This window comes from Pseudomonas kribbensis (genome assembly GCF_003352185.1).
Lineage (GTDB): Bacteria > Pseudomonadota > Gammaproteobacteria > Pseudomonadales > Pseudomonadaceae > Aquipseudomonas > Aquipseudomonas kribbensis.
The window spans coordinates 664,560-686,645 of the sequence record NZ_CP029608.1; the positions used below are offsets into that span (position 1 = coordinate 664,560).

20 protein-coding genes are annotated in these 22,086 nt (G+C 60.5%); 14 read left to right on the plus strand and 6 right to left on the minus strand.

The window, feature by feature from the left end; translation table 11 throughout:
* Window positions 1–112 precede the first annotated feature (112 nt).
* Window positions 113–292, minus strand: a complete 180-nt coding sequence (locus DLD99_RS03030; RefSeq protein ID WP_114881222.1) for a hypothetical protein — start codon at window positions 290–292, stop codon at window positions 113–115.
* Window positions 293–360: 68 nt separating this feature from the next.
* Window positions 361–948, minus strand: a complete 588-nt coding sequence (locus tag DLD99_RS03035; protein ID WP_114881223.1) for an LOG family protein — start codon at window positions 946–948, stop codon at window positions 361–363.
* 339 nt (window positions 949–1,287) lie between these two features.
* On the opposite strand from DLD99_RS03035, the gene azu reads away from it, so the two are divergent.
* Entirely contained in the window at window positions 1,288–1,737 is a 450-nt protein-coding gene (gene azu, locus DLD99_RS03040; protein WP_114881224.1) for an azurin, read from the plus strand.
* Between the two features lie 56 nt (window positions 1,738–1,793).
* Here azu and nadE read toward each other — a convergent pair whose 3' ends face one another.
* The 3 genes from nadE to DLD99_RS03060 all read right to left on the minus strand — a co-directional run bounded on the left by nadE (window position 1,794) and on the right by DLD99_RS03060 (window position 4,953).
* Entirely contained in the window at window positions 1,794–2,621 is an 828-nt protein-coding gene (gene nadE / locus DLD99_RS03045) for an ammonia-dependent NAD(+) synthetase (protein ID WP_114881225.1), read from the minus strand.
* Between the two features lie 4 nt (window positions 2,622–2,625).
* Window positions 2,626–3,849, minus strand: a complete 1,224-nt coding sequence (gene pncB, locus DLD99_RS03050) for a nicotinate phosphoribosyltransferase (RefSeq protein ID WP_114881226.1) — start codon at window positions 3,847–3,849, stop codon at window positions 2,626–2,628.
* 201 nt (window positions 3,850–4,050) lie between these two features.
* Entirely contained in the window at window positions 4,051–4,953 is a 903-nt protein-coding gene (locus DLD99_RS03060) for a LysR family transcriptional regulator (protein WP_114881227.1), read from the minus strand.
* A 161-nt stretch (window positions 4,954–5,114) separates the two neighbouring features.
* Here DLD99_RS03060 and amaB point away from each other — a divergent pair, with 161 nt between their 5' ends.
* From amaB to DLD99_RS03130, 13 genes are all read left to right on the plus strand, one after another.
* Window positions 5,115–6,605 (plus strand): L-piperidine-6-carboxylate dehydrogenase, encoded by a 1,491-nt coding sequence (gene amaB, locus DLD99_RS03065; protein WP_114881228.1) that lies wholly within the window; start codon window positions 5,115–5,117, stop codon window positions 6,603–6,605.
* Window positions 6,606–6,777: 172 nt separating this feature from the next.
* Complete coding sequence (gene amaA, locus DLD99_RS03070; RefSeq protein ID WP_114881229.1) at window positions 6,778–8,061, plus strand: L-pipecolate oxidase; 1,284 nt, start codon at window positions 6,778–6,780, stop codon at window positions 8,059–8,061.
* A 364-nt stretch (window positions 8,062–8,425) separates the two neighbouring features.
* A complete protein-coding gene (locus tag DLD99_RS03075) occupies window positions 8,426–9,559 on the plus strand; it encodes an ABC transporter substrate-binding protein (RefSeq protein WP_085711176.1) in 1,134 nt (377 codons plus the stop codon).
* A gap of 242 nt (window positions 9,560–9,801) precedes the next feature.
* Window positions 9,802–10,716 carry an ABC transporter permease subunit gene (locus DLD99_RS03080; RefSeq protein WP_007950661.1) on the plus strand — a complete coding sequence of 305 codons (915 nt, stop codon included), beginning with the start codon at window positions 9,802–9,804 and terminating at the stop codon, window positions 10,714–10,716.
* 3 nt (window positions 10,717–10,719) lie between these two features.
* Complete coding sequence (livM, locus tag DLD99_RS03085) at window positions 10,720–12,021, plus strand: high-affinity branched-chain amino acid ABC transporter permease LivM (protein ID WP_114881230.1); 1,302 nt, start codon at window positions 10,720–10,722, stop codon at window positions 12,019–12,021.
* Window positions 12,018–12,890 carry an ATP-binding cassette domain-containing protein gene (locus DLD99_RS03090; protein WP_114881231.1) on the plus strand — a complete coding sequence of 291 codons (873 nt, stop codon included), beginning with the start codon at window positions 12,018–12,020 and terminating at the stop codon, window positions 12,888–12,890. The genes livM and DLD99_RS03090 overlap by 4 nt, the downstream gene beginning before the upstream one ends.
* Window positions 12,887–13,603, plus strand: coding sequence for an ABC transporter ATP-binding protein (locus tag DLD99_RS03095; RefSeq protein WP_007950655.1), 717 nt, complete (start codon window positions 12,887–12,889; stop codon window positions 13,601–13,603). Before DLD99_RS03090 ends, DLD99_RS03095 begins: the two co-directional genes overlap by 4 nt.
* Before the next feature lie 758 nt (window positions 13,604–14,361).
* The gene (gene hflK / locus DLD99_RS03105; protein WP_114881232.1) at window positions 14,362–15,393 is read left to right on the plus strand and encodes an FtsH protease activity modulator HflK; all 1,032 of its coding nucleotides are present in this window, start codon (window positions 14,362–14,364) and stop codon (window positions 15,391–15,393) included.
* The gene (gene hflC / locus DLD99_RS03110) at window positions 15,390–16,277 is read left to right on the plus strand and encodes a protease modulator HflC (RefSeq protein WP_114881233.1); all 888 of its coding nucleotides are present in this window, start codon (window positions 15,390–15,392) and stop codon (window positions 16,275–16,277) included. Before hflK ends, hflC begins: the two co-directional genes overlap by 4 nt.
* A complete protein-coding gene (locus DLD99_RS03115) occupies window positions 16,274–17,521 on the plus strand; it encodes an Nramp family divalent metal transporter (protein ID WP_167443757.1) in 1,248 nt (415 codons plus the stop codon). The genes hflC and DLD99_RS03115 overlap by 4 nt, the downstream gene beginning before the upstream one ends.
* Before the next feature lie 27 nt (window positions 17,522–17,548).
* Entirely contained in the window at window positions 17,549–18,766 is a 1,218-nt protein-coding gene (locus DLD99_RS03120; protein ID WP_114881234.1) for a TerC family protein, read from the plus strand.
* 106 nt (window positions 18,767–18,872) lie between these two features.
* The gene (locus tag DLD99_RS03125) at window positions 18,873–19,637 is read left to right on the plus strand and encodes an SDR family oxidoreductase (RefSeq protein WP_007950653.1); all 765 of its coding nucleotides are present in this window, start codon (window positions 18,873–18,875) and stop codon (window positions 19,635–19,637) included.
* Between the two features lie 130 nt (window positions 19,638–19,767).
* Complete coding sequence (locus DLD99_RS03130) at window positions 19,768–20,673, plus strand: cation diffusion facilitator family transporter (protein ID WP_114881235.1); 906 nt, start codon at window positions 19,768–19,770, stop codon at window positions 20,671–20,673.
* Window positions 20,674–20,794: 121 nt separating this feature from the next.
* Here DLD99_RS03130 and DLD99_RS03135 read toward each other — a convergent pair whose 3' ends face one another.
* Window positions 20,795–21,928, minus strand: a complete 1,134-nt coding sequence (locus tag DLD99_RS03135; RefSeq protein WP_114881236.1) for an AGE family epimerase/isomerase — start codon at window positions 21,926–21,928, stop codon at window positions 20,795–20,797.
* Window positions 21,929–22,086 lie beyond the last annotated feature (158 nt).

Here is a 22,086-nt window from a genome sequence, read left to right on the forward strand (position 1 = left end):
CCAGCCTGCTGGCGATTAGGGTGTCACATCTGAAATGGATGCGACTGACCCATTGCAATCGCGAGCAGGCTCGCTCCCACAGGGGTTGTGTTCAGTGATCCTGCGGTATTGCTCAGGCCTCGGGTGCCTGGTCTTTCGGTGCATCAACATCATCATCGGTCGCCACTTCACCGTCAGGGTTCAGTGCCGCTTCTTCAGCCATCTGTTTCTTGCGCTGAAGCTTTTCCTCTTTCTTCTGTTCCTTGGCCAGGTCACGTTGACGCTTGGCGAAGGAGTAATTGGGTTTGGCCATGGGCGATCCTCTGGGGTCGAAGGTGAGGTTGAGCGGCGCGTATTCTGCCCTGTATCGGTGCCCGGGGGTTAACCGGGTTTCTGGTCGACCCACTTTGGCGTGACGGTCGGCTGCCATTGGTCGAGGGCATCGAGCAGCGATTGTGGCGATTCACTCACTTGCAGCATGTCACGGTGCGGTGCGCGAACGAAGCCTTCGCCGACGATGTGATCGAGAAATGCCGTGAGTTTGCTGTAGAAACCGTTCACTTCCAGCAAGCCCAGCGGCTTGCCGTGGTAACCGAGCTGGCCCCACGTCCAGACTTCGAACAGTTCTTCCAGGGTGCCGAGGCCGCCGGGCAGGGCGATGAACGCATCGCTGAGTTCGGCCATGCGTGCCTTGCGCGCGTGCATGCCGTCGACTACTTCCAGGCGCGTCAGGCTCTTGTGACCGATTTCCTTGTCCATCAGGCTCTGGGGAATGATGCCGATCACTTCGCCGCCGGCGGCCAGCGCGGCGTCGGCGACAATCCCCATCAAACCCACGGCGCCACCGCCGTAGACCAGCTTCAGCTTGCGCTCGGCAATGGCGGTGCCGAGGGCGATGGCGGCATCGGTGTACGCCGGGGTGGTGCCGGCGTTGGCACCGCAAAATACACAAACGGATGTGAGAGACATGCCTTCCTCCTGGGTCAATCGGTCACAGGGTAATGGCTGGCACGCCTCGATCCAAGGGCTAGACTTCGCGTTTCGGGGTTTCACAGGTGCCGCTGGCACCACAGGCGTAGGCGGCGAGCAGACTGCACAACAGACTGTTGAGGGACATGACTGATGCTCCAGTTGAGTTGAGCCCTGAAGATACGTCCCGGCCAATCGTCTGGCTGTTAGATTGTTTCGATGAGTGTCATAGCCTGAAAGTTGTATACAATTTTTGACTCAAGTCATAGGAACTTGCGAAGATTTCAGGCAGTCTTTCCACCATTCGTGTTTTTGTTAACCCTGCCTTGGAGATTCACCATGTTTTCCAAAGTTGTTGCGGTATCCCTGCTGGCGCTGGCCAGCAGCCAGTTGATGGCCGCCGAGTGCACCACCACCGTCGAATCCACTGACCAGATGACCTACACCACCAAGGAGTTCACAGTCGACAAGAGCTGCAAGACGTTCACAGTCAAGCTGACTCATGGCGGCTCTTTGCCGAAGAATGTGATGGGCCATAACCTGGTGATCAGCAAGACTGCCGACATGCAGGCCATTGCGACCGAGGGCATGAGTCAGGGCCTGGAGAAGGACTATCTGAAAGCTGATAATGCCGCGATCATTGCTCATACCAAAATGATTGGTGCGCCGGAAAAAGAAACCGAAGTGACATTCGATACCTCTAAGCTGGAGGCCGGTGGTGACTATAGTTTCTTCTGCTCTTTCCCTGGCCACATCTCGATGATGAAAGGCAAAGTGGTTGTGAAGTAAGAAAACCGCAGTCCAAAAAAAAGCGTCCCGAGGGACGCTTTTTTTATGCCCTGGATTCAAGGCGCAAACGGCATGACCCGCTTGTGATGGGTCTTCTTGTAGGTGTTGACGATGATATCGAATGCTTCCTGACGCAGCGGCTCGCCGTGCAGGAAAGCATCGATCTCGGCGTAAGTCACGCCGTGGGACGCTTCATCCGGCTTGCCCGGCGACAGGTCTTCCAGATCCGCCGTCGGCACTTTTTCCACCAGCGATTCCGGTGCACCGAAGCTTCGGGCGATGGCCCGGACCTGGTTTTTCACCAGGCCGCTCAGTGGTGCCAGATCGCAGGCGCCGTCACCGAATTTGGTGAAGAAACCCATCACCGCTTCCGCCGCGTGGTCGGTGCCGATCACCAGGCCGTGGGCCGCGCCGGCGATGGTGTACTGGGCGACCATGCGCATCCGCGCCTTGGTGTTGCCGAGCACGAAATCCACCGACACCGCGTGCTTGCCTTCGAAAGCTGCGACTTCGCTGGCCAGGGATTTCACTGCCGGGCCGATGTTGACGGTGTGACGCTCGTCCGGGGCGATGAAGTCCACCGAGGCCTGGGCGTCGTGTTCATCGAACTGCACGTCGTACGGCAGGCGCACGGCGATGAACTTGTAGGCCTCGTCTCCGGTGCGCTCGCGCAGTTCACGCATGGCGCGCTGGGCCAACAGGCCTGCGGTCAGCGAGTCGACACCGCCGCTGATGCCCAGCACCAGGGTCTTGAGCCCGGAACTGGTCAGGCAATCCTGGATGAAGGTGATGCGTCGGGCGACTTCCGCTTCGAGGGCCTGGTAGTCGGCGAACGGCGGCTGAACGTTGAGCTGTTCAGCAATCTCACGCTGTACGGCTTGCATGAATTCACTCCTTGCTAGAAAGGCTGGAAACGGCAGGAACCTGGAAAACGTGTCGCAAGTAGGCGACGAAATTCGGGTCTTTGCAGTGGGTCTTGCCCGGCTCGTCGGAGATCTTCGCCACCGGTTGGCCGTTGCAGGCGGTCATTTTAAGCACGATGCTCATCGGTTCGACACCCGGAATGTCACAGGTGAGGTTGGTGCCGATACCGAAGCTGACATTGATCCGGCCCCGCAACGCCCGGAAGATCTCCAGCGACTTGGGCAGCGTCAGGCTGTCAGAGAACACCAGGGTCTTGCTCATCGGGTCGATGCCGAGCTTGTGATAGTGGGCGATGCATTTTTCGCCCCACTGCACCGGATCCCCGGAGTCATGGCGCAAACCGTCGAACAGCTTGGCGAAGAACAGATCGAAATCGCCGAGGAACGCGTCGGTGGTGATGCAGTCGGTCAGGGCGATCCCCAACAAACCGCGGTACTCGCGGACCCAGCAATCGAGGGCGGCAATCTGGCTGTCGATCAGTCGCGGGCCGAGTTGCTGGTGAGCCATGATCCATTCGTGGGCCATGGTGCCCAGGGGTTTCATGTCCAGTTCGCGGGACAGGTGCACATTGCTGGTGCCGACGAAACGCCCGGGGAAGTCGTGCTTGAGCACGTTCACCACTTCTTCCTGCACGCGGTAGGAAAACCTGCGGCGCGTGCCGAAATCGGCGACCTGCAACTGCGACAACTCTTCAGACGAGGCGTTGGCGGTCAGCCAGTCGAACTTGCGGTACAGCTGCTCGCGAGCCTGTTCCAGTACCGTTTCGCGGTAGCGATAGCGGTTGCGCACTTCGCTGACGATCGCCAGCAGCGGCACTTCGAACAGAATCACATGCAGCCACGGCCCGCGCAGGCGGATGAACAGCTCGCCGTTCTCGATGCCGGTGTGCAGATAACGCAGGTTGAAGCGGAACAGACCGAGGAATCGCAGAAAGTCAGGTTTGAGGAAGCTGATGCGCTCGAGGAAACTCAACTGATCGGCGCTCAGGCTCAACTCGGCCAGACGCTCGACCTGGAAGCGGATCTCCGCCAGATACGGGCGCAGATCTTCACTGTTACGGCAACGGAACTCCCATTCGACTTCGACGTTGGGGTAGTTGTGCAGCACCGCCTGCATCATCGTCAGTTTGTAGAAGTCGGTGTCGAGCAGGTTCTGCACGATGCGATCGGCAAACACACTCTCGCTCATAACGGGGTCTCCAGGCGGGCCGCGCGTTGGCGCGGTATCAATCAATGGCGCTAGTGGCGCATATCCGGGGTGTGGATTGCCAGCGATTTTTTGACCGCCACAGATCCCTGTGGGAGCGAGCCTGCTCGCGATAGTGTTCCTCCAGTCAACATCGATTGTGAATGTAGCGCCCTCTTCGCGAGCAGGCTCGCTCCCACATTTTCAAGCATCGGGGCTGTCGATCTGCTCCAGCATCCACTTCACGAAATCCCGCACCTTGGGCACTTCCGCCGCGTGTTCCGGGTAGGCCAGGTAATACGCGTCGGTACTGGGCATTGCATGCTGCCAGGGAATGACCAGTTTGCCGTCGGCCAATTCCTCTTCCACCAGGAACCTCGGCAGCAGGGCGACGCCGCAGCCGACCTGCGCCGCGCGGATGCACATATAAAAGGTTTCGAAGCGCGGGCCGTGGTAGCTGTGCTCGGTCTGATGGCCTTGGCTGTCGAACCAGTCGTGCCACGCTTGCGGGCGCGAAGCATTCTGCAGCAGCACCAGATCGGTGAGTTGCGTTGGATCAGTCAACGGCGTGTCCGGCAGGCTGCCGGGGGCGCACACAGGCACCAGTTCCTCGCCGAACAACTTCAGGCACTCGGTGCCGGGGCGTGAACCCTGGCCGAAATAGAACGCCAGGTCGCTGCGCCCTTGCAGCAAGTCATCGGCTTCCTGTTCGTTGCACAGATCCAGATGAATCGACGGGTGGCGCAGACGCCAGCCCTTGAGGCGCGGCACCAGCCAGCGGGCGCCGAAGGTCGAGGGTGTGGAGACGCGCAGGACTTCGGTTTCGCCGCCGTAGGAACGCAGGTAATGGGTCGACATCTCGACCTGGGTCAGGATTTTTCTGACTTCCACCAGGTACAGATCACCGGCCGGAGTCATCTGCAAACGGCGGCGTACCCGACGGAACAACAAGTGCTGCAGCAATTCTTCGAGCTGCGCCACCTGCTTGCTGACGGCGCTCTGAGTCAGGTTCAGTTCCTCGGCGGCCCGGGTGAAACTCAGGTGCCGGGTCACGGCCTCGAAGCACTGCAGCGCGGTGATCGACGGCAAGTGGCGTTTGTTCAGCATGGGCGATCCTTTTCTTGTCTTTCTTCGCAGCATGAATAAACGGAATGATATCTCGCGTAAAGGTCGTTTGTTGCATGGCCTTCCTGAAGCTACAACTAAAGGCCTGCCCGGGCGCTGAACGCGCCCGCACACATTCAGTTTTTTTGCTTGAGGAGTGACCCATGGTTGCCGCATTGCTTGATCGTCTTGGTGTGAACCCGGCCCTGTACCAGAACGGCAAAGTGCCGGTGCATTCGCCCATCGACGGCAGCCGCATCGGCGCCGTGAACTGGGAAGGCCCGGCTGAAGTCGAGCAGCACATCAGTCGCGCAGATCATGCGTTCGAACAATGGCGCAAGGTGCCGGCCCCGCGTCGCGGCGAGCTGGTGCGTCAGTTCGGCGAAGTGCTGCGGGAATACAAGGCCGACCTCGGCGAGCTGGTGTCGTGGGAAGCCGGCAAGATCACCCAGGAAGGCCTTGGTGAAGTGCAGGAGATGATCGACATCTGCGACTTCGCCGTCGGCCTCTCGCGTCAGTTGTACGGTTTGACCATCGCTTCCGAGCGCCCGGGCCACCACATGCGTGAAACCTGGCACCCGCTGGGCGTGGTCGGCGTGATCAGTGCGTTCAACTTCCCGGTCGCGGTGTGGGCGTGGAACACCACGCTGGCGCTGGTCTGCGGCAACCCGGTGGTGTGGAAACCTTCGGAGAAAACCCCGCTGACCGCACTGGCCTGCCAGGCGCTGTTCGAGCGCGTACTGAAGAATTTCAGCGATGCCCCGGCGCATCTGAGCCAGGTGATCATCGGTGGCCGCGATGCCGGCGAAGCGCTGGTGGATGACCCGCGTGTCGCACTGATCAGCGCTACCGGCAGCACCCGCATGGGCCGCGAAGTGGCGCCGAAAGTCGCCGCGCGCTTCGCCCGCAGCATCCTTGAACTGGGCGGCAACAACGCCATGATCCTCGGCCCGAGCGCCGATCTGGACATGGCCGTGCGCGCCATTCTGTTCAGCGCCGTCGGCACTGCCGGGCAGCGTTGCACCACGTTGCGTCGCCTGATCGCCCATGAGTCGGTGAAAGAAGAAATCGTCACCCGCCTCAAGGCCGCGTACTCCAAAGTCCGCATCGGCCACCCACTGGAAGGCAACCTGATCGGCCCGCTGATCGACAAGCACAGCTTTGAAAATATGCAGGATGCGTTGGAGCAGGCGCTGAGCGAGGGCGGCCGGGTGTTCGGCGGCAAGCGTCAACTGGAAGACCAGTTCCCCAACGCCTACTACGTCTCGCCGGCCATCGTTGAAATGCCGGAGCAGAGCGACGTGGTGTGCAGCGAAACCTTCGCGCCGATCCTGTACGTGGTCGGCTACAGCGATTTCGACGAGGCGCTGCGCCTGAACAATGCCGTGCCGCAAGGCCTGTCGTCGTGCATCTTCACCACCGATGTGCGCGAGGCCGAGAAATTCATGTCGGCGGTCGGCAGCGACTGCGGTATCGCCAACGTCAACATCGGCCCGAGCGGCGCGGAGATTGGCGGCGCGTTTGGCGGTGAAAAAGAAACCGGTGGTGGTCGCGAGTCTGGCTCGGATGCATGGCGCGCGTACATGCGCCGCCAGACAAACACCGTGAACTACTCGCTGGAGTTGCCGTTGGCGCAGGGCATCACGTTCGACTGATTCCTTCGGTCAAGTGGAGATCCCCTTGTGGGAGCGGGCTTGCCCGCGAAAGCGGTGGTTCAGTCGACATTAATGTTGGCTGAAACGCCGCTTTCGTCGGAGCGTCGTCCGGAGCAGGCTCGCCCCACATTGTTGAACTGTGTGTTTGTTAGGTTTCTGTTGGAGTCTGGCAATGCCGTTACGCGAAGAATGTCTGTGGGAAAAACTCACGCCGCAACGACCGGATAACTCGGCGCTCAGGGGCGAGGTCAAAGTCGATGTCTGCGTGATCGGCGCCGGGTTTACCGGGTTGTCGGCGGCGCTGCATCTGTTGGAAAAGGGCAAAAGCGTTTGCGTGCTCGAAGCCCATCGCGCCGGGCAGGGTGGCTCCGGGCGCAATGTCGGACTGGTCAACGCCGGGATGTGGATCCCGCCGGACGAGATCGAGGCCGGCTTCGGCGAGGCGGTCGGCAGCCAGCTCAACCGCATGCTCGGTGCGGCGCCGGCGCTGGTGTTCAGCCTGGTGGATAAATACAACATCGATTGCCAGTTGCGCCGTGAAGGCACCCTGCACATGGCGCACAACGCCAAGGGCGAGGCGGATCTGCGCAGTCGCGAAGAACAGTGGAAACGCCGCGGTGCGCCGGTCGAATTGTTGACCGGCAAAGCCTGTGAACTGGCGACCGGCACGCAAAAGATTGCCGCCGCGCTGCTTGACCGGCGCGCCGGCACGCTCAATCCGATGGCGTATGTCACCGGGCTGGCGAAAGCCGTGTCGGGGCTCGGCGGGCAGATGTTCGATCATTCCCCGGTCACCCGACTTGAACGTCAGGGCCAGCAATGGTCGGTACAGACCGGGCAGGGCTCGGTGCAAGCCGAACAAGTGGTCATTGCCTCCAACGCCTACACCGAAGGCGACTGGACCGAACTCAAACGCAATTTCTTTCCCGGTTACTACTATCAGGTCGCTTCGGTGCCGCTCACCGAAGACGCAGCCCATGAAATCCTCCCGGGCGGGCAAGGCTCGTGGGATACCCGCCAGGTGCTGAGCAGCATCCGCCGCGACAAGGACGGGCGACTGTTGCTGGGCAGCCTCGGTAATGGCAATCAGAAACCGACCTGGTTCCTCAAGGCCTGGGCCGACCGGGTGCAGCAACATTATTTCCCCAACCTCAAGCCCGTCGAATGGGAGTGCACCTGGACCGGGCGCATCGCGTTCACCCCCGATCACCTGATGCGTCTGTTCGAGCCGGCGCCGGGACTGGTGGCCGTCACCGGTTACAACGGCCGTGGTGTGACCACCGGCACCGTGGTCGGCAAAGCCTTCGCCGACTACCTGTGTAACGGAAATCCTCAGGCCTTGCCGATTCCCTTTGCACCGATGCAGCCCCTGGCGGGCGTGGGCTTGCGCAGTTGCCTGTACGAGGCCGGGTTCTCGCTGTATCACGCGGGCCAGTGCCTGCGCATCGTTATTTGAATGTTGAAAATTGTTGCGTAACGCGGCGCTTTTGCGCGTAGCGACTAGCCTGTAATGGTGCGGGTTGTAGCAGTCCCGCACCAGCAGTGTGCAGTTCGGTGACGCGAGCTGTTACAGGCTGGTTGCACGTCGTTTGGCGCCGCGGTTGCAATGATGGCGCGTGCGGGTTGCGCCTGAAAAAACAAATGGTTTCACCTTCCGCGGTTTAGACGGTTGCACGCCCAATGAAAATGGGAACGAAACAGTCGAAATAACAAGAAAGCAGCGACTTTTTGAAGAATAAAAAACCGATGGCACGGCCCTTGCTCTGAGCATTCCAGTGAAGTCGCAGTGCCAACTAAAAAAAACCTTGGAGCACCACCTCATGTCCCAGACGTTTTACAAGAAAGGCTTTCTGGCCCTCGCAGTGGCTACTGCGCTGGGTGTTTCTGCGTTTGCACAAGCTGATGTGAAAATCGGTGTGGCGGGCCCCATGACGGGTGCCAATGCGGCATTTGGCGAGCAGTACATGAAAGGGGCACAAGCGGCGGCCGATGCGGTCAACGCGGCGGGCGGCGTCAACGGGGAAAAAATCGTCCTGGTCAAAGGCGATGACGCCTGCGAACCGAAACAGGCGGTGACGGTCGCCAAGGACCTCACCAACCAGAAAGTCGCCGGTGTGGTCGGCCACTTCTGCTCGTCTTCCACCATTCCTGCGTCGGAGATCTACGACGAGGCCGGCATCATCGCAATCACCCCGGGTTCCACCAACCCGCAGGTGACCGAGCGCGGTCTGAGCGCCATGTTCCGTATGTGCGGCCGTGACGACCAGCAAGGCATCGTCGCCGGCGACTACATCGTAGACGTGCTCAAGGGCAAGAAAGTGGCCGTGCTGCACGACAAGGACACCTACGGTCAGGGCCTGGCCGATGCGACCAAGGCACAACTGGAAAAACGCGGCGTGAAGCCGGTGCTGTACGAAGGCCTGACCCGTGGCGAGAAAGACTTCAGCGCCGTGGTCACCAAGATCCGCGCGGCCGGTGCCGACGTGGTCTACTTCGGCGGCCTGCACCCGGAAGCCGGTCCACTGGTCAAGCAACTGCGTACCGAAGGCCTGAAAGACGTGAAGTTCATGTCTGACGACGGCATCGTGACCGACGAACTGGTGACCACCGCCGGCGGCCCGCAATACGTCGACGGCGTGCTGATGACCTTCGGCGCCGACCCGCGCCTGCTGCCGGAAAGCAAGACTGTCGTGGATGCCTTCCGTAAGGCCGGCACCGAGCCTGAAGGCTACACCCTGTACGCCTACGCTTCGATCCAGGCCCTGGCTGCCGGCTTCAACGGCGCCAAGTCCAACAAGGGCGAAGACGCTGCCAAATGGCTGAAAGCCAACCCTGTGAAAACCGTGATGGGCGAGAAGACCTGGGACGCCAAGGGCGACCTGAAAGTCTCCGACTACGTGGTCTATCAGTGGGACGCGACCGGCAAATATCACCAGCTGGAAAAACAGAAGTAAGGGCTGACGCGATCGGCTGATCCCACTCATCCCATGTGGGAGCGAGCCTGCTCGCGAAGACGGACTGACAGGCAACATCTCTGTTGAATGATCAACCGCTTTCGCGAGCTGGCTCGCTCCCACAGGATCCTGTGGTGGTCGGGCTGAATGCGCTCTGACACTGCTCCGACGTAAATCTGTATTTTTCCTAGAAGAACCGCGTGCCCCCGGGTGTGCAGGTTCTCACTGCGTGAGATTGCGTTATGGATGGTATTTTCCTGCAGCAACTGGTCAACGGCCTGACCCTCGGGTCGGTCTATGGCCTGATCGCCATCGGCTACACAATGGTCTACGGCATCATCGGCATGATCAACTTCGCCCACGGCGAGGTTTACATGATTTCCGCTTACCTCGCGGCAATCAGTCTGGCTCTGCTGGCTTACTTCGGTATCGAATCCTTCCCGCTGCTGATGCTCGGCACACTGGTCTTCACTATCGTCGTCACGGGGGTGTATGGCTGGGTCATCGAACGCATCGCCTACAAACCACTGCGCAACTCCACCCGACTGGCTCCGCTGATCAGCGCCATCGGTATCTCCCTGATCCTGCAAAACTATGCCCAGATCAGCCAGGGCGCCCGTCAACAGGGTGTTCCGACGCTGCTCACCGGTGCCTGGCGCATCGATGTCGGCTCGGGCTTCGTCCAGCTGACCTACACCAAGATCTTCATTCTCGTCGCGGCGTTCGTCGGGATGGGCCTGCTGACCTACGTGATCAAGTACACCAAGCTCGGCCGCATGTGCCGCGCCACCCAGCAAGACCGCAAGATGGCTTCGATCCTGGGGATCAACACCGACCGGGTGATTTCCTATGTGTTCATCATCGGTGCAGCGATGGCGGCCCTGGCCGGCGTGCTGATCACCATGAACTACGGCACGTTCGACTTCTACGCAGGCTTCGTCATCGGCATCAAGGCGTTCACCGCCGCGGTGCTCGGCGGGATCGGCTCGCTGCCTGGCGCCATGTTGGGCGGGATCATCCTCGGGATCTCCGAGTCGCTGTTCTCGGGCCTGGTCAACTCCGACTACAAAGACGTGTTCAGCTTCTCGCTGCTCGTACTTGTTCTGGTCTTCCGGCCTCAGGGCCTGCTGGGCCGTCCTCTTGTGTCGAAGGTGTAAGCGATGTCTTCAACCACTACAAAATCCATTGATGTCAAAAAAAGCCTGGTTGAGGCGATTCTCGCCGGTCTGATTGCCCTGATCGTGTTCGGGCCGATCGTCGGCGTGGTACTCGACGGCTACAGCTTCAACCTCGAACCGACCCGCGTGGCGTGGATCATTGCCATCGTCATGGCCGGCCGCTTTGCCCTGAGCCTGTTCCTGCAGACCCCCAAGGGCCTGAAAATCCTCGAAGGATTCGAGAGCACCGGTTCCGGCGTGCATGTGTTGCCCGCCGATCACAAGTCCAGGCTGCGCTGGATCATCCCGCTGCTGATCGTGCTGGCCGTGATCGTGCCATTCGTTTCCAACTCTTACCTGCTGGGCGTGGTCATCCTCGGATTGATCTACGTGCTGCTGGGGCTGGGGCTGAACATCGTGGTCGGTCTGGCCGGCCTGCTCGACCTGGGTTACGTGGCGTTTTACGCCATCGGCGCCTACGGTCTGGCGCTCGGTTATCAGTACCTCGGGCTGGGTTTCTGGACCGTGCTGCCGCTGGCGGCGATTACGGCTGGCCTTGCCGGTTGCATCCTTGGCTTCCCGGTGCTGCGCCTGCACGGTGACTACCTGGCGATCGTGACCCTGGGTTTCGGTGAAATCATCCGTCTGATCCTCAACAACTGGCTGTCCCTGACCGGCGGTCCGAACGGTATGCCGGCGCCACTGCCGACGTTCTTCGGTCTGGAATTCGGCAAGCGGGCGAAGGATGGCGGGGTGCCGTTCCACGAGTTCTTCGGCATCGCCTACAACCCGGACGTGAAGTATTACTTCATCTACGCGGTGCTGTTCCTGGTGGTGCTGGCCGTGCTGTACATCAAGCATCGTCTGGTGAAGATGCCGGTCGGCCGCGCCTGGGAAGCCCTGCGTGAAGACGAGATCGCCTGCCGCTCGATGGGCCTCAATCACGTGCTGGTCAAGCTCTCGGCGTTCACCATCGGTGCGTCCACGGCGGGTCTGGCAGGCGTGTTCTTCGCCACCTACCAAGGCTTCGTCAACCCGACCTCGTTCACCTTCTTCGAGTCGGCGCTGATCCTCGCCATCGTCGTGCTCGGCGGCATGGGCTCGACCATCGGTGTGGTGATCGCAGCGTTCGTGCTGACCGTCGCCCCGGAACTGCTGCGCGGCTTCGCCGAATACCGCGTGCTGCTGTTCGGGATCCTGATGGTGTTGATGATGATCTGGCGACCGCGCGGGCTGATCCGCATCAGCCGTACCGGGGTCACTCCACGCAAAGGTGCCATTCACTATGAGAGGACTGCGCCATGAGTGAAGTCGTACTCTCTGTTGAAAAACTGATGATGCACTTCGGTGGCATCAAGGCCTTGAGCGATGTCAGCCTGAAGGTCAAACGCAATTCGATCTTCGCCCTGATCGGCCCCAACGGCGCCGGCAAGACCACGGTGTTCAACTGCCTGACCGGGTTCTACAAGGCCTCCGGCGGCAAGATCGAACTCAACGTGCGCGGCCAGCAGACCAACGTCATCAAGTTGCTGGGCGAGTCGTTCAAGCCGACCGACTTCGTCTCGCCGAAAAGCTTTGCCAGTCGCCTGTATTACAAGATGTTCGGCGGCACCCATCTGGTCAACCGCGCGGGCCTGGCCCGGACGTTCCAGAACATTCGCCTGTTCAAGGAAATGTCGGTGCTGGAAAACCTGCTGGTGGCCCAGCACATGTGGGTCAACCGCAACATGCTGGCCGGCATTCTCAACACCAAGGGCTACCGCAAGGCCGAAAGCGATGCGCTGGACTGCGCGTTCTACTGGCTGGAAGTGGTGGATCTGGTGGACTGCGCCAACCGTCTGGCCGGTGAACTGTCCTACGGTCAGCAACGCCGTCTGGAGATCGCCCGGGCCATGTGCACGCGGCCGCAGATCATCTGCCTCGACGAACCGGCCGCCGGCCTCAACCCTCAGGAAACCGAAGCGCTGAGCGCGATGATCCGGCTGCTGCGCGACGAGCACGATCTGACCGTGGTGCTGATCGAACACGACATGGGCATGGTAATGAGCATTTCCGATCACATCGTGGTGCTGGACCACGGCATCGTCATCGCCGAAGGCGGTCCGGACGATATCCGCCACGATCCGAAGGTGATTGCGGCTTACCTGGGCGCCGACGAAGAGGAAGTCGTATGACGCAACCCATCCTCGAACTCAAGGATCTGGACGTGTTCTACGGCCCGATCCAGGCCCTCAAAGGCGTCTCGCTGCAGATCAACGAAGGGGAAACCGTCAGCCTGATCGGCTCCAACGGTGCCGGCAAGTCAACGCTGCTGATGTCGATCTTCGGCCAGCCGCGGGCGGCGGGCGGGCAGATCCTCTATCAGGGCGTGGACATTACCCACAAGTCATCGCACTACATCGCCTCCAACGGCATCGCGCAGTCGCCGGAAGGGCGGCGGGTGTTCCCCGACATGACCGTCGAGGAAAACCTGCTGATGGGCACCATCCCGATCGGCGACAAGTACGCCAAGGAAGACATGCAGCGCATGTTCGAGCTGTTCCCGCGCCTCGAAGAGCGTCGCACTCAGCGCGCAATGACCATGTCCGGCGGCGAGCAGCAAATGCTCGCCATCGCCCGGGCCCTGATGAGCCGTCCCAAGCTGTTGCTGCTGGATGAGCCGAGTCTGGGGCTGGCGCCGATCGTGGTGAAACAGATCTTCGCCACCCTGCGGGAACTGGCGAAAACCGGCATGACTATTTTCCTCGTCGAGCAGAACGCCAACCACGCGTTGAAACTGTCCGACCGGGCCTATGTGATGGTCAACGGCGAGATCCGCCTGACGGGCACCGGCAAGGAGTTGCTGGTGAACGAGGAGGTGCGTAACGCCTATCTCGGCGGGCACTGAGTTCTCAGTTTTTCCACAGCGATACAGAGCCCCGGGACGTCAGTCCCGGGGCTTTTTTGTATCCAGAATCCATCACGATCCACGCCATTCCCGAAATTGTGGAAAACAAAATCCCCAACCTGCCAAAGCGCGACATATAGACGCTGCAAATGGCTGTTTTTCCACAGTTTTGACTTGTCCCCGTTTGCTGTGGAGCCGGCTGTGAATAACGTGGGAGTAGCTGGCTGAAAGCCTTTCAAACCGTGGCTTGCAGGCGTGTGATTGTTTTTTGATCAGGCCTTTTCCCAGTTGCTGGGGGCTCGTTTGTCAACCTTTTTATGACCACGACAAAACAGGCGAATGCATGTGGGCAAGCCTGTGGATAAGTCTGTGATTAAACTCTGGAAAGACTGCGCTGAGGGCCGTGATTACTGGCCCTGCGCAATCACGGCGGTGACTGGTCGGTCGTGCAGAATGCCTTGCTCCGCACAGCAGCTTCTCCGGGGTCAAGAAAAAAACTTTCCATATCCTGTGCAAGGCCTTGTGGGTAAAGGGTTTATGCAACTTTCACTTGCCCCCAGAGACTGTGGGCCTGTCTGTGGATAACGTGCGCGTAGTTGGCTGAAAGCCAGGCCAGACAAGGCCTGGCGGTGGTTGGTTGTTTTTTGAACAGTGCACATGAATAAATCTTCACTTCGCCAATTCCGGGTTTGGATAATCTGCGCGCATCGCCTCACTCTGTGTGGGGTTTTTGTCAGTGGAAGACCTGGAGCCAATGCATGACCGATAGCCCCGCTTTTGTTCCGGCCGACGTCAGCCCGGTCCGTCGGCTGCGCCAGCGAATCGGCTATCAGATAGCAGTGATGGATCTCGGCGGGCGCGGGTTGCTGTTGATTGGCGGGCTGTTGTTTCTGGCTTGGCTCGGTTCGGGAATCTACAAGGTACAGCCTGACGAACAGGGCATTGTCCTGCGATTCGGGCGCTGGCAGCAGACCGCTGAATCCGGACTGCACTATCACCTGCCATTCCCCATCGAAACGGTGCTGTTGCCGAAAATCACTCAGGTCAATCAGTTGCAACTGGGCAGCAGCATCAGTGTGCAAAGTGCGGCCGGCACCGGTGCCCGCGACAAGCAGATGCTCACCGGTGACGAAAACATCGTCGAAGCGGATTGCACGGTGTTCTGGCGGATCAAGGATGCACGCCTGTACCTGTTCAGGATCAGTGACCCGGAACGCTCGGTGAAACTGGCGGCAGAAAGTGCGTTGCGCGAAGTGATCGGACGCACGCCGATTCAGTCGGTCATGTCTGACAAACGGGCGCAGATCGCCGATGAAACCCGTGAGTTATTGCAGCAACTGCTGGATCGCGAAGAGGCCGGGATTCTGGTCACGCAAGTCCAGTTGCAGCGGGTCGATCCACCGCCACAGGTCATTGATGCATTCAACGACGTGCAACGGGCGCGCGCAGATCAGGAGCGCTCGCGCAACGAAGCCGAAGCCTACGCCAACGATGTGATTCCCCGGGCGCGGGGCGATGCTTCGCGTATTACTCAGGAGGCCGAGGCTTACAAGGCTCAGGTCGGTAATCTCGCCGAAGGTGAGGCCAAACGCTTTCTCTCGGTCTACAACAGCTATGTGCAGTCCCGGGATGTCACGGCATGGCGCCTCTACATGGAGAGCATGGATGAGGTGTTGAAAAAAGCCTCCAGAGTGATCGTCGATTCTTCTGGCAAAGGAATGTCCGGCGTGGTGCCTTACATGCCGCTGGGCGAGTCGGTGAAGACGGCTCCAAAGGAGTCCCGGCCATGAATCGACTGTTCAAGCGCGCGGCGCTGGTCAGCGCAGCGTTGGGACTCTGGGCGTTGGGGGCTTCAGCCTATGTGGTCGACGAATCGCAACAGGCGTTGATCATTCGCTTCGGGGCGCCAATGGGGGTGGCCGGCGAGCCGGGCTTGAAATTCAAGGTGCCGTTCAGCGATTCCATTGTCTTCTATGATCGTCGTTTGCAGACGCTGGCATCCCCGGCCGAGCAAGTGATTCTCGGCGATCAGAAGCGTATCGAGGTGGAAACCTACAGCCGCTTTCGCATCAGCGACCCGCTGCGTTTCTATCAGGCCGTCGGGACGCTGGATCAGGCCAATGCGCAGTTGATGCAAATGGTCAGTTCGTCACTGCGCCGGGAACTGGGTGAAGTTTCGCTACGTTCGCTGCTGTCGCCTGCACGACAGCAATCCGTTGCGATCATCGAGAAAGACGTCGCCGAAAAGGCTCGAGCCTTGGGTATCGATGTCACGGAAGTGCGCTTGCACCGTCTCGATTTGCCGCTGGAGGCCAGTCAGGCCATTTACGACCGAATGAAATCCGAGCGTCAGCGAGAAGCCAAGGAGCTGCGCGCCCAAGGGTTCGAGTGGGCGCAGCAGATCCAGGCCAAGGCGGATCGCGATCGCACGGTGCTGCTCTCCGAGGTTCAGCGCCAGTCGGCAATCACCCATGGTGAAGCAGATGCGGCGGCCAACCAGATTCTCTCGGCGGCATTCAGCAAGGACCCCGGGTTTTACAAACTGTACCGCTCGTTGCAGACCTACCGTCAGGCACTGTCGGACAGCCAGCCGATGCTGGTGCTGAGCCCGGACGCCGCTTTTCTCGAACAGTTTGAAAACGGCCCGGCCGCTAGCGACGACCGCAAGCCATGAGCGACCTTCCTGCCACCGCACCGGCCTTGCGCCAGCGCCTGACACGTATGCTTGCCACCGTGGGGCCAGGACTGGTGGTGATGATGGCCGATACGGAAGCCGGCAGTGTGATAACGGCTGCGCAAAGTGGTGCGCAATGGGGCTATCGGTTGCTGTTGTTGCAGTTTCTGCTGGTGCCGTTGATGTTCATGGCTCAGGAGCTGACGGTGCGCCTGGGCCTGTGCACCGGCAAGGGTTACGTCGAATTGATACGGCAGCGCTTTGGCCGGGTAATGGCGGCGATCACGGCGACAGTCCTGCTGATCAGTTGTTTTGGTGCATTGCTGACGCAGATGAGTGGACTGGTCGGTGCCGGCAGTCTGTTTGCGATTCCCGGCTGGGTGATCCTGCTGATGCTGGTGGTGTTCATCCTAGGAATGGTTCTCACCGGCTCCTATCGTTCGGTGGAGCGGGTGACGCTGGCGCTGGGCCTGTTCGGGCTGGCGTTCGTGGCCATGGCGATCAAGTCCCGCCCGGACATGTCCCGACTGCTGCATGACATCGCCCGCATGCCGCTCGATAACCCGGATTACCTGTATCTGATGGCCGCCAATCTGGGCACCAGCGTCATGCCGTGGACAGTGTTTTATCAGCAGTCTGCATTGATCGACAAAGGCCTGGACGCCACGCATTTGCCCATCGCCCGCGCCGATACGCTGATGGGGGCGGTGTTCTGTCAGGTGCTGACGGCGGCCATCGTCATCGCGGCGGCAGCGACCCTCGGCGGGCACCCGGCGGGGCTGGACAGCATTGCGCAGATCGGCGAAGCGTTCGGTGCGCTGATCGGTCCGGCCTGGGGCAAGTTGGTGTTCGCCATTGGCCTGGCGGGAGGCGCGCTGGTCGCGACGATCGTGGTCTGTCTGAGCGCCGTCTGGGCAGTGGGCGAGGCGTTGGGAGTCAGACATTCGCTGGAGCAACACCCGCTGGACGCGCCGTGGTTTTATGGTCCGTTCGCCCTCTTGTTGATTGGCGGCGCTGTGCTGGTCGGGTCAGGGGTGAACCTGATTCGCCTGTCGATTGCCGTCGGTGTGCTCAATGCCTTGCTGATTCCACTGATCCTGCTGTTTCTCTTTTGGCTGGCGTACCGCGCGTTACCGACGGAGCACCGCTTGCGGGGACGTTATGCGCAGGTTGTCGCAGTCATTTTCACCCTGACTTCGGCGCTCGGCCTGTATGCAGGGCTCGGTGGAGCACTGGGGTGGTGAAGGCCATGTTTTCCGGGGAATCATTCGATGCTGTTTGACGGTGCGCTGCATGCCTTGAGCCTGGTGCTGGAGGTATTCCTGCTGGACTTGATCCTGTCCGGAGACAATGCGCTGGTCATCGCCCTGGCCTGTCGCGGCCTGCCTCCCGAGCAACTCAAGCGGGCCGTATTGATCGGCACCAGCGGCGCGATTCTCTTGCGCGTGCTGCTAACGACCCTGGCGAGCTGGTTGCTGTGGATTCCGGGACTCAAACTGATCGGCGCCGTGCTGTTGCTGATGATCGCCATTCGCCTGCTGACCGAAGAGGCTGCGAACGAAGAGGGCGAGGCGTTGACGGGGGCCGCTTTGCCGACCATGAGCAGCGCGGTGCTCACCGTCCTGACCGCCGACCTGATCATGAGCATGGACAATGTCCTCGGACTCGCGGCAGTGGCGCAGGGCAGTGTGTTCTATCTGCTGCTGGGGCTGTTGCTGAGCGTGCCGGTGCTGATGTTCGCCAGTGTGCAGATCTCCAGACTGTTGCAGCGTCAGCCTCGACTGATCGCGTCAGGGGCGGCGTTGCTGGGTTATGTGGCGGGCGACATCGCGGTTGGCGATCCGCTTGTGGTGGGTTGGGTCAACAGTCAGTCGCCTGCGCTGAATCAGATGGTGCCATTGTTGTGTGCGGTATTTGTGGTGTTGCAGGCACGGATTATCCACAGGCAGCGTGAAAAGGTGCCCAGACCGTTGTTCATTCGGCAAGTTGTGGTCAGGGCACAAGCGTCAGCGGGTATGGAAGTCCCGGTGATTGCACCACAGGTCGAGGTTCTACCTCACGTAGTCTCGACCGTCGAGGCAGACGCCAACCCGGTTCAGCAGACCCGACGTTTTCGGGCTCCTGGCGGCTGGGTGACTGTATTGGCCGGATTGGCGGGCATTTTTCTGCTCGGCGGCCTTCTCTACAGCGCTGTAGGCGCCTTGGCCGGCAGTTTGCTGCCGACTGCACAAAAGGACTCTGCCTACAGTTGTACCGAGGCCAGTGCGACACTTTACTTCCGTCCGGGCGGCAGCGCGGTCCGGCTTGTCACGGGGGGTGGTCAAGCTACCGGCTATGTGAACTATGGAAAAATTCTCTGGGAAAATGCACAAACGGCGGCCAAAGCGTTGCACCTGACACTCCCCGACGAGATCGAAAAGACCAGTGCGAACGTAGTGACACTGCGTGGCGGCAGCTTCGCGCAGATCCCCTGTACTCGAAATCTCTGACGGGCATCCTGCAGACCCGGTTGCCGCTGCTCGCCGGGCCGGGCATGCTGCCTGCTGATTTTCTATTCCAATGGCTGCCCCGAGTGGCCGAAGCAAGGAGAACACGATGTCCAACACCCTGTTTATCACCGGCGCGACGTCCGGTTTTGGTGAAGCCTGTGCCCGTCGTTTTGCCGAGGCCGGCTGGAAACTGGTGCTGACCGGTCGTCGTGAAGAACGCCTCAACGCGCTGTGCGCCGAGCTGTCGAAGCAGACCGAAGTGCATGGCCTGGTGCTGGACGTGCGTGATCGCAAGGCGATGGAGGAGGCGATTGCCAACCTGCCGCCATCCTTCGCCAAACTGCGCGGCCTGATCAACAACGCAGGTCTCGCGCTGGGCGTGGACCCTGCACCGAAGTGCGACCTCGACGATTGGGACACCATGGTCGACACCAACGTCAAAGGCCTGATGTACAGCACTCGCCTGTTGCTGCCACGCCTGATCGCACATGGTCGCGGCGCCGGCATCGTCAATCTGGGTTCCATCGCCGGTAACTACCCGTACCCGGGCAGCCACGTTTATGGCGCGACCAAGGCGTTCGTCAAACAGTTCTCGCTGAACCTGCGCTGCGACTTGCAGGGCACTGGCGTTCGCGTCAGCAACATCGAGCCAGGCCTGTGCGAGAGCGAGTTCTCGCTGGTGCGTTTCGCTGGTGACCAGGCGCGTTACGACGCCACCTACGCCGGTGCCGAGCCGATCCAGCCGCAGGACATCGCCGAGACGATCTTCTGGGTGCTGAATGCGCCGGCGCACATCAACATCAACAGCCTGGAACTGATGCCGGTGAGCCAGACCTGGGCGGGTTTTGCCATCGAGCGCAACAAGGCTTGATACGGTTTTGCCCTCTTCGCCAGCGAGCCGGCGAAGAGGGCAAATCGGCCAGAATCTGGCAGTAAGGTAGACTCATCCCTCAACAACCCAACCGCACCCTGCGGTTATCAAGGTTTTTCGAGGAGTCAAAGTGAGTAACCGAGGTGAGCAGTCGCTGCTCAAACAATCGACCCTTCTGATGTTCGCCGTGTCGATCGCCGGGATCGCCACCGGTTTTGTTTCGGGTTCCCAGTCCATCCTGTTCGATGGCTTTTTTTCGCTGATTGCCACGTTCATCAAAGTGCTGATGCTGATCACCGCGAAGCTGATCGCCAAGCAAAGCAACCAGCGTTTCCAGTTCGGCTTTTGGCATCTGGAGCCGATGGTGCTGCTGATCGAGGGCAGCTTCCTGCTGCTGATTGCGATCTACGCGTTTCTCAACGGCGTGTTCGGCATCATCAATGGCGGTCGTGAGATCGAACTGGGTCTGGTGATCATCTATGCGGCGGTGTTTACCGTTGTCGAGTTCGCCTACTTCTTCTACGTGCGCCACCGCAATCGCAAGCTCAAGTCGAGCCTGATCCAGTTCGACAACATCAGCTGGCTGGTGGACGCGATGCTGTCCGTGGGCCTGTTGATCAGTTTCCTCGCGGCGCTGCTGCTCAAGTCCCAGGGCTATGGCGAGTGGGCGAAGTTCGTCGACCCGCTGATCCTGATCGTGCTGGCCCTGACCATGCTGCCTCCGGCGTTCAAGATCCTTGGTCCGGCGCTGCGTGACGTACTCGGCATTGCGCCGGACACGCTGGATGAGCAGGTGCGCGAGGTGATGGAGGCGGCGAAGGTCGAGCATGGTTTCGACGATTACGTGTCCTACGTGCAGAAGCACGGACGGGCGCGGTTCATCGAGATTCATGTGGTGTTGCCGGCGGATTACGCGCTGAGCAGCGTCGCTCAGCTGGACGCGTTGCGGGAGGAAATCTCGGCGAAGCTGGGCAAACCGGATGCGGCACGGTGGTTGACCATCAGCTTTACGGGCGACAAAAAGTGGATCGCCTAGCGACCGTGTAACGGCCTTCGCGAGCAGGCTCGCTCCCACGTTGGAATCGCGCCGAACAGACTATTTGTGAGCCGCACAATCAACTGTGGGAGCGAGCTTGCTCGCGATAGCGATTGAACAATCAGCGCAGATAATCGGTGAGGCCGCGATAGCAGGTCGCCAAGTGATACGGCGTGGTCGACGGCATGTCCTTGCGGCTGACCTCGCCCTGTTCGTCGCGGCATTCATGCCAGCCACCGGCATGCAGGAAGCGCTGCTGCAACGCCTGCAACTGGCGCAGCACGGCGGCTTCGCTGTCCGGGCGCAAGGTCAGGGCGCGGAGGTACTCGGCCTGGGCCCAGATGCGCTGGGTCGAGTCTTTCGGCCGCCCGTCCATATTCAGATCGAGCATGGCCCGCACGGCACCGGACGATTGCACCACGCCGTACTGCTCGGTGAACGCAAAGGCCCGGTCCAGCGCGGCATGCAGTTTCGAGCCGCGCAGCAGCGGCGAGGACTCCAGCAGGAAATACCATTCGAACTGATGGCCCGGCTCATACCAGTTATCCACAGCCCCCAGCGGTTTTTCCATCAGCACACCGGCCTGCGGATCGACGAAGTGCTTGTGCATGGCTGTGCATAACTCGCTCAGCGCCTGTTTGACCTGTGCGTCTTCGCGCACGGCCAAGGTGGCCAGGAAGGCTTCGGCCAGGTGCATCAGCGGATTTTGCAGCGGGCCGGTTTCCAGGGTGATCCAGTCGCGGTCGAGGCAGGCTTCGTAGAGGCCGTCGCCCGTTGCGAATCGCCGGCCGATGACTTCGAGTGCAGCGTTCAGAGTCGATTCCACCAACGGCTCACGAGACTTGTCCCAATAGTGGGCGCAAGCGAACAGTATGAAGGCGTGGGTGTAGAGGTCCTTGCGCTGATCCAGCGGTTTGCCCTGGGGGTCGATGCTGTAAAACCAGCCGCCGAACTCGGCATCGTGGAAGTGCCGTTGCAGGGAGCGGAACAACGCGGCCGCCCGGACTTCGGCGTTATCCAAAACCCCGATCAGGCTGGAAAACAGGTACAGCTGCCGTGCGCAGGCCATGGCCCGATAGCGCTGCGGTGGCAGCGGCTGATGCGCGGCGTCCAGCGCCTCGTAAGGTAACGCCATGTCGGCGTTCCAGCCCGGTCCTTGCCAGAGGGGCACGATCACGTCGAGAAAGTGCTGTTGCACTTCACCGAACAGGGTGGTCAATTCAGGCAGGGAGGCGGAGCGGGAAGCGTGGGGCATGGGCGGACGTCGTCACGGCAGGGGCGATTGCGCGACATGGTAGCAGAGCGGCGGCGTGATGAGACGCGGTGTCTGTCAGTCCGCTATCGCCAGCAGGCTGGCTCCCACAGGTTTTGTTTACGCTGCAAATCCATTGTGGGAGCCAGCCTGCTGGCGAT